This is a genomic window from Arthrobacter sp. Hiyo1, assembly GCF_001263615.2.
Lineage (GTDB): Bacteria > Actinomycetota > Actinomycetes > Actinomycetales > Micrococcaceae > Arthrobacter.
The window spans coordinates 523,386-530,300 of the sequence record NZ_DF952470.1; the positions used below are offsets into that span (position 1 = coordinate 523,386).

The 6,915-nt window shown below is 63.7% G+C and carries 4 protein-coding genes and 1 pseudogene; 1 reads left to right on the top strand and 4 read right to left on the bottom strand.

The features are described from left to right. The 4 genes and pseudogenes from AHiyo1_RS11260 to AHiyo1_RS11275 form a co-directional block, all read right to left on the bottom strand. A partial coding sequence (locus AHiyo1_RS11260) for an ATP-binding cassette domain-containing protein (protein ID WP_113990639.1) occupies positions 1–460 on the bottom strand: 460 nt, incomplete at its 3' end. Beyond that, positions 457–2,594: pseudogene (locus AHiyo1_RS11265) on the bottom strand (dipeptide/oligopeptide/nickel ABC transporter permease/ATP-binding protein). The pseudogene AHiyo1_RS11265 and the gene AHiyo1_RS11260, both read right to left, overlap by 4 nt. A 2-nt stretch (positions 2,595–2,596) precedes the next feature. After that, positions 2,597–3,553: an ABC transporter permease gene (locus AHiyo1_RS11270; protein WP_059388624.1), complete on the bottom strand. Its 957-nt coding sequence runs from the start codon at positions 3,551–3,553 to the stop codon at positions 2,597–2,599. A gap of 99 nt (positions 3,554–3,652) precedes the next feature. Then, on the bottom strand, positions 3,653–5,293 hold the full coding sequence (locus AHiyo1_RS11275; RefSeq protein ID WP_059388625.1) for an ABC transporter substrate-binding protein: 1,641 nt from the start codon (positions 5,291–5,293) through the stop codon (positions 3,653–3,655). A gap of 364 nt (positions 5,294–5,657) precedes the next feature. Here AHiyo1_RS11275 and AHiyo1_RS11280 point away from each other — a divergent pair, with 364 nt between their 5' ends. Further along, positions 5,658–6,386 (top strand): FadR/GntR family transcriptional regulator, encoded by a 729-nt coding sequence (locus tag AHiyo1_RS11280; RefSeq protein ID WP_059388626.1) that lies wholly within the window; start codon positions 5,658–5,660, stop codon positions 6,384–6,386. Positions 6,387–6,915 lie beyond the last annotated feature (529 nt).

The following is a 6,915-nucleotide window of genomic DNA, read 5'->3' on the forward strand; positions in this document are numbered from 1 at the left end:
CCTCGGCCGCCGATTGTGGCAAGCCAACAAGGGCCAGCAGTTCCTTGACCTTGGTCGAGCGCGACGCGGCGTTGCCGATGCCGTGAACCTGTAGGGGATCGGTGAGGATGTCCTGGATGGTCATGCGCGGATTGAGGGCCGTGGCGGGGTCCTGGAAGACGACGGAGACGGCGCGTCCGAACTCCTTGCGCATCCGGGCGTTGCGTTTGATGGCCGGCTTGCCGTGGAAGAGCACCTGGCCCGACGTCGGGGCCTGGAGTCCCACGAGCACTGACGCGAGCGTTGACTTGCCGCAGCCGGACTCGCCGACGATGCCGACCGTTTCGCCCCGGCTGATGCTGAAGTCCACGCCGTTGACTGCCTTGACGATGTTGGGCCGGAAGAGGCCGCCCGTGCGCGCCCGGTGGTGGACCTTGACGTCTTTGAGCTCGATGACCGGTTTGCCGGTTGAAACACTCACTTTGCGTCCTCCTTCAAGTGGCTGGCCCAGTAGTGGTCCCGGTCTGCTCCGCCGCCGGCGGGTTCAACAACGGCGAGGACCAATTGCTGGTTCGGGTCGGCGTCGGGCCTCAACGAACGCGCCGCAAAACGGTCGCCTGGAGCGAAATCGCGCGGTGACGGGACGGTGCCTGGGATCTGGTGGAGGCGGACGGCGTCGGCTTCGATCGAAAGGACCGCGCCCAACAGACCGCGCGTGTATTCGTGCCGCGGGTTCTGCAGGAGCTCCGAAGCCTGTGCGGATTCCACCACCTGGCCGGCGTACATGACCGTGATCCGGTGCGCCAAGGAGGCAACCAGGGCGAGGTCGTGGCTGACGAAGACCATGGCGAAGCCGAGCTGTTCACGCAGTTCGTTGAGCAACTCCACTACTTGCTTCTGGACGGTGACGTCGAGGGCGGTGGTGGGTTCGTCTGCCACCACGATCTTCGGCGAGCGGGAGAGCGCCATGGCGATCAGGACGCGTTGGCGCTGGCCGCCGGAGAGCTCATGCGGGTAGCTGGCGAGGGTGCGGACGGGATCGAGCTTCACCATTTCCAGCAACTCGGCAGGGGTCTTGCGGCCGCCGCGCCTGGTCAGCTGGGTCATCTGTTCCTTGATCTTCATGGATGGGTTGAGCGAACTCAGCGCATCCTGGTAGACCATGGCGATCTGTTCGCCGCGCAGGCCCTGGTAGGCCTTGCTGTTGCTGTGCTTCGAGCCGGAATCCAGGAGTTCCTTGCCATCGAAGACGATGGAACCGGTGATCTCGGCGGTCTTTGGCAGGAGGCCCATGATCGCGAGGGACGTGATGGACTTGCCGCAACCGGATTCGCCCACCAGGCCCATGGTTTCGCCTTCGCGGACGGTGAAGGAGACGTTGTCCACAATCGCGGTCTCGCCGAAGCGGCCCGGGAAGCGGATGGACAGGTTCTTGACCTCCAGAACGTTCCTGGCGTCGGCGGGGACCTGGGGGAGCCTGTCCGTGCGCTTGGCCTCGATGGATGCGAGGAGCTCGAGTTCCTTATCCAGTAGGGCATGCGGATTCTCTGCTGCGAGCCTCGGATCGTTCAGGACGGACGCCGCGTAGTCCTCTTCGGAGAGCGGATCGCCGTTGGCGGCGCGAACGCCGTCGAGCTCGTGCTGTTCCACCACGGAAGACTGGGCTACTGACGTCGCGATCTCGGTATCGACGGCGGCGCCCGCCACCGCGGCGCCCGCAAAGGCAGCGGCAGCGCCGTCGTCGTCCTTCACGACCGGCGCCTTCCGCAGCTTCGGGTTCACCATGGCATCGGTGAGCCCCTCGGCGAGGATGTTCAGCGCAAGCACGGTGAGCAGGATGGTGAGGCCGGCGAAGGTGGTTGCCCACCAGCCGCCGGAGAGGACCAGGTTGCGGCCGTAGGAGATCACGTTGCCCCACGACGGCGCGGGATCCTGCACACCGGCGCCGAGGAAGGACAGCGATGCTTCGAGGATGATGGCGTCGGCCACCATGACCGTGGCGAAAACCAGCACCGGGGCCGCAGTGTTGCGGACAATGTGCTTGAGCAGGATGTAGGCGCGGCCGGCGCCCATCACGCGTTCGGCGCGGACGTAGTCTTCACCGTATTGGGAGAGCACATTGGCGCGGACCACGCGGGCGAGCTGCGGGGTGTAGATGATCGCGATCGCGACAATGATGGTGGGCACCGAGTTGCCGAACGCCGCCAGGAGCACGGCCGCGAGGGCGATGCCCGGGAACGCCATGAGGATGTCCATGAGGCGCATGACGATCTCGTTGACGGCCTTGCTGGACGTCGCGGCGAGCGAGCCAAGCACGGCGCCGACGACGATCGCAAGGGCCACTGCGCCGAGGCCGATCATGAGCGAAGACTGTGAGCCGTAAAGGAGCCGGGAGAAGACGTCGCGGCCCAGGCGGTCGGTGCCGAAGAAGTGGTCGCCGTCCGGAGCTTGCGCAGGATGAACGTTTCCAGGGGGTCGTGTGGCGCGAGGACCGGAGCGAAGATGGCTGCCAGGGCGATGACGACGAGGAACAACAGGGCAAAACGCGATCCCCACGGGAGGGACTTGAAGCGGACGCCCGGGGCGCTGAGCCGTTCAGCAAGTTTGCTGCGCATGGCTATACCGTCCTGATTCGGGGGTTGATGAGCAGGTACAGGAGGTCCACCACGATGTTCACCAGAACGAAGGTGACCGAGATGGTGAGGACCACGCCCTGGACCAGGTTGACGTCCAGGTTGGTGATGCCGTTGAGGATCAGCTGGCCCATGCCCGGAAGGGCGAAGATCATTTCAATCACGACGGCGCCGCCCAGGAGGTAGCCGATCCTGAGTCCCAGCACGGTCACCGGAGTCACGAGCGCGTTGCGCAGGACGTTCCGGGAAACCACCTCGCGGTAAGGAACTCCGTTGCCAATGGCTGTCCGGACGTAGTCGCGGTCCAGTTCCTCCACCATGGACGTGCGGACCACGCGGATCAGGGAAGCGGAGACCGGAATGCCGAGAGCGAGGGCCGGGAGCGCCATCGAGTTGAGCCAACCGCCGAAGCCGGACTCCGGCGTCGCGATCCCGCCCGAGGGAAACAGAGGGTTGTCACCGAGCGCGAACCACTGAATGAGCAGGATGCCAAGCCAGAAGGACGGGGTGGCGATGGCCGCGATGGAGAAGATCCGGACCAGTTGGTCCTGCCACTTGTCGCGGTAAAGGGCGCCGATGATGCCGAATACCAGCGAGAGCACGACGGCGATGATCACGCCGAGGAACGTCAGCTGGAGGGTTAGCGGGAAGGCAGACGCGATCATGCTTGCCACCGACTTGGACGGCGGGGTGGTCACGCCGAGATCGAGCTGCAGGAGCCTGCCGAGGAAACGGAAGTACTGGACGAACAGGGGATCGTTCAGGCCGTTGTCCTGGCGGTACTGCTGTTTGGCGGCCTCGCTGGCGCCTTCGCCGAGGGCCGTGCTGGCCTGGTCGCCTGGGGCTGCTTGAAGGACGAGGAAGACCAGCAGCGTGATGCCCAGGATCATCAAGGGCAATGCCGCGAGCCTACGTCCAAGCAGACGCAATATCATGACCATTTGTTCTCCGGTTGCTTTGGTGCGGGGGCCCAACTGACTCGCAGTAAGTGTCGTTTTGAGCCGTCTAAACGACAACAAATGCGAGCCAGTTGGGTGTGGCTAGGACGTGCGGCCGACGCCGATGAAGGACAGTCCCGTGGTGGGCAGCGGCTTGAAGCCTGAGAGCTTCTTTTCGTCCCATGCACTGGGGAGCTGGCGGTGGAAGAGCGGGTACAGCGGGACTTCGTCCGAGACGAGGTCCACGATCTGGCCGGTGATCTTCTTCGCGTCGGCGGCTGCGGCCTGCGAGCCCTTGTCCATCAGGCCCTGGAGGGTGGCGCTCTCCGGAGTGGTCCAGTAGGCGCGCTTGGCCATCCAGGTGGCGCCGGAGTAGAACCAGCTCAAGAGCAGGTCTGCGTCGTTGCCGAAGACGGAAGGGTCGCCCGGGGCCGCAACCACGGAGAAGTCGGCCTTGCCAACCCTGTCCGAGTACAAGGCGCCGGACTGCAGGTTCTTTGCGGTGACCTTGACGCCCGGGATCTTGTTCCAGGATTCAAGCATCAGCGGGGCAACGTCCTTGACCCAGGCAGTATCGGTGGTGAGCAGCTCGAATTCGAGGTTGCTCACGCCGGCTTGCTTGAGGAGGTCCGCGGCCTTCTGGGGATCGTAACCGTAGACGTTCTTGGCCTTGACGTAGTCCGGGTGGCCCTCTTGGAAGTACGACGACGCAGCCTTGGCATTGCCGAACAAGGCCTTCTTGATGATGGCGTCTTTGTCCAGTCCATAGTGGAGTGCCTGGCGGACCAGCTTGTTGTCGAACGGGGCCTTGGCGCAGTTGAACATCAGGAACAGCATGCCGAAGGACTGCACGGATTCAACGCGGGTCTTGGACTTGAGCCCGTCCATGTCCAGGTACGGGACGTCTTCGATCGCCTGGACGCGGCCTGACTGGACTGCCGTGACACGGGCGGCCGCGTCCGAGAGCAGCAGCCAGGTCATGCCCTTGGCGAGTGCCGGCTTGGGACCGTTGTAGTCGGCGAATGCTTCGAAGACGATCTTGTCGTCCTTGACTGCCGAAATCAGCTTGTAGGGGCCGGAACCGACGGGCTTGGCATCGAATCCCTTCTGATCGGCAGAGGCCAACGCCTTCGGCACCACCTTCACCACGGAGATTCGGGGTCCGAATCCGGGGAAAGGATATTTCAGCGAGAACTCGACTGTCTTGGCATCGAGGGCCTTGACGTCCTTGATGAAGGGAATGAACTGGGAGAACAAGGACTTGTTGGCCGGGTCCATCACGCGGGTGAAGGAGTAGACAACATCGTCGGTGGTGACAGGGGCGCCGTTGTGGAACTTGGCACCTTCGCGGATGGTCACCTGGTACGTGGTGTCGTTGACCTTCTTGGGGTCGCTGGCGGCCAGCGCGTTGTAAGGCTCGCGGGTGGCGGGGTGGAGTTCCACGAGGCCTTCGAAGACGTGCAGGTTGGCGGCCTGCGGCGTGGCACCGGAGGACGTCATCGGGTCGAAACCCGTGGACAGGGCATAGGAGATGCCTGCTTCGATGGTGAGATCCTTGTTGACCGCCGCAGTGTTGTTTGCTGCGCCCGTTGTGGTGGAGGCAGGACCGCCACATGCCGACAGGGTGGCCGTGAACGCTGCCGCGGCTCCAATCGCCCCGGTCAGCTTGAGGAAGTTGCGTCGGCTGGCGTCGCTGACCAGCGGCAGGGTGTTAATCGTGTTGCTCATAAGATGCCTCACCATTCAAGTTTTCTGGTTATCGGATGTAGGACATCCGATGCTCGTAAAGAAACTGTAAGGGTGGTCACATGAAGTCGTCAAGCGAGATCTGGATCACTGGTGGCCGGAGGAGCGGTCGCGGCGGTGCTGCCGGAGTGCTGCCGGTGGGCGCGGCGCCGCGGTTTACCCTGCGAGATTCGGGCCCGGGGCTCGGTGAAAAATAAAGGCGAACATCTATCAAGGAGATGGGACATCCGATATTGTATGTTGCGAAGCACTATATCCACGGTGGGCGCTAGGCTCACCTCAACATTAACACTGCACTGATTCCTTGTCCCCGGTCCTGAAAGGATCCGGGCCAGGGAGGGGTACTTTTGCAAGGAGAGCCATGACCACTTCCGGTGTCGTTCCGCAGGCGCGGTTCAGCGCACAGGCCCGGCTCAGGGCCCTTCAGTCGGACATTATGGAATTGATCCTCGAGCGCGAGCTCGAAGCGGGCGATCCTTTGCCCACGGAAAATGAACTCTCCGTGGCGTTGGGGGTAGGGCGCAACACCCTGCGCGAATCGCTGAAAGTGCTGCAGGCGCTCGGTGTCATCGAGATCCGCCACGGCTTTGGCATGTTCGTCGCCCCGAGCAACTTCGAGGCGCTCGCCGACGGCCTGACGTTCCGGGGCCGCTTGTCCCTGCGCCACCAGGGGCTCGAGGCGCTGCAACTGGTGGACGTGCGCCAGGCCCTCGAATCGGGGCTGATCGGATCCTCCATGGATGTGATGACCGCTGAACAGCTCGCCCTGATCGAAGAGGCCGTCAAGCGGATGGAGGAGCTCGCAGCCTCCGGCGAGAACTTCGTAGCCGCCGACGCTGAGTTCCACCGCCGGCTGTTCGAGCCGTTGAACAACGAGCTCCTCATCAATCTCATGGGCGTTTTCTGGAAGGTCTACCGGAAGATCCACGTGGAGATCGGCTCCGACAACGAAGATCTTGTAGCCACCGCGGCCATGCACCGAAGCATCTATACCGCCGTCGCAACCGGCGACAAGCTCGCGGCCGCCGAACTGCTCAACCGTCACTTCGACGGAATTCGCCGCCGCATCAGCGAGGCCGTCGCAGTCTGAGGCCTGGCACCCAAGCCCGAGGGCCGCCGTCTACTTTTCATGAAGTACGACGGCGGCCCTTGCCTTTTGCGCGCAACCCCCGGAGACGCTGCCCTTCCTGAGCTTCTTTGGTTTGGGAAAGCGCTTACGACACGGCGAGTCTCGTCATGTGGTGGCCGTGGGGCGGCAAAGAGGGTCAGGACGGCGCGCGCGTCGGCTTGCACGTTGGATCGTAGAGCGATGCCCTGGGCAGGTGTCGGATTCTGCTGGATCATTCCCCCTGCCGAAGGTCCCTGGCCGTGTGATTCCAAGGGTGCCGGCCCCGGGGAGTGCTTGTGATCCAGCAGAATCGTAGGCGCACCTCCGCCGTGGAGTGAGGTCTGCTGGCCGCGTAGTGCCGGGGGAGTCCTTCGGGTTCTTGAAGGGCTGCCCTTCCTGACCTTCTTTGGTTTGGGAAAGCGCTTACGACACGGCGAGTCTCGTCATGTGGTGGCCGTGGGGCGGCAAAGAGGGTCAGGACGGCGCGCGCAACCCACGAGACGAGGCGGGG

Excerpts from the sequence above, each read along its gene's own strand:
- AHiyo1_RS11270 (WP_059388624.1), bottom strand. The coding sequence starts at position 3,553 with ATGGTCATGATATTGCGTCTGCTTGGACGTAGGCTCGCGGCATTGCCC.
- AHiyo1_RS11275 (WP_059388625.1), bottom strand. The coding sequence starts at position 5,293 with ATGGTGAGGCATCTTATGAGCAACACGATTAACACCCTGCCGCTGGTC.
- AHiyo1_RS11280 (WP_059388626.1), top strand. The coding sequence starts at position 5,658 with ATGACCACTTCCGGTGTCGTTCCGCAGGCGCGGTTCAGCGCACAGGCC.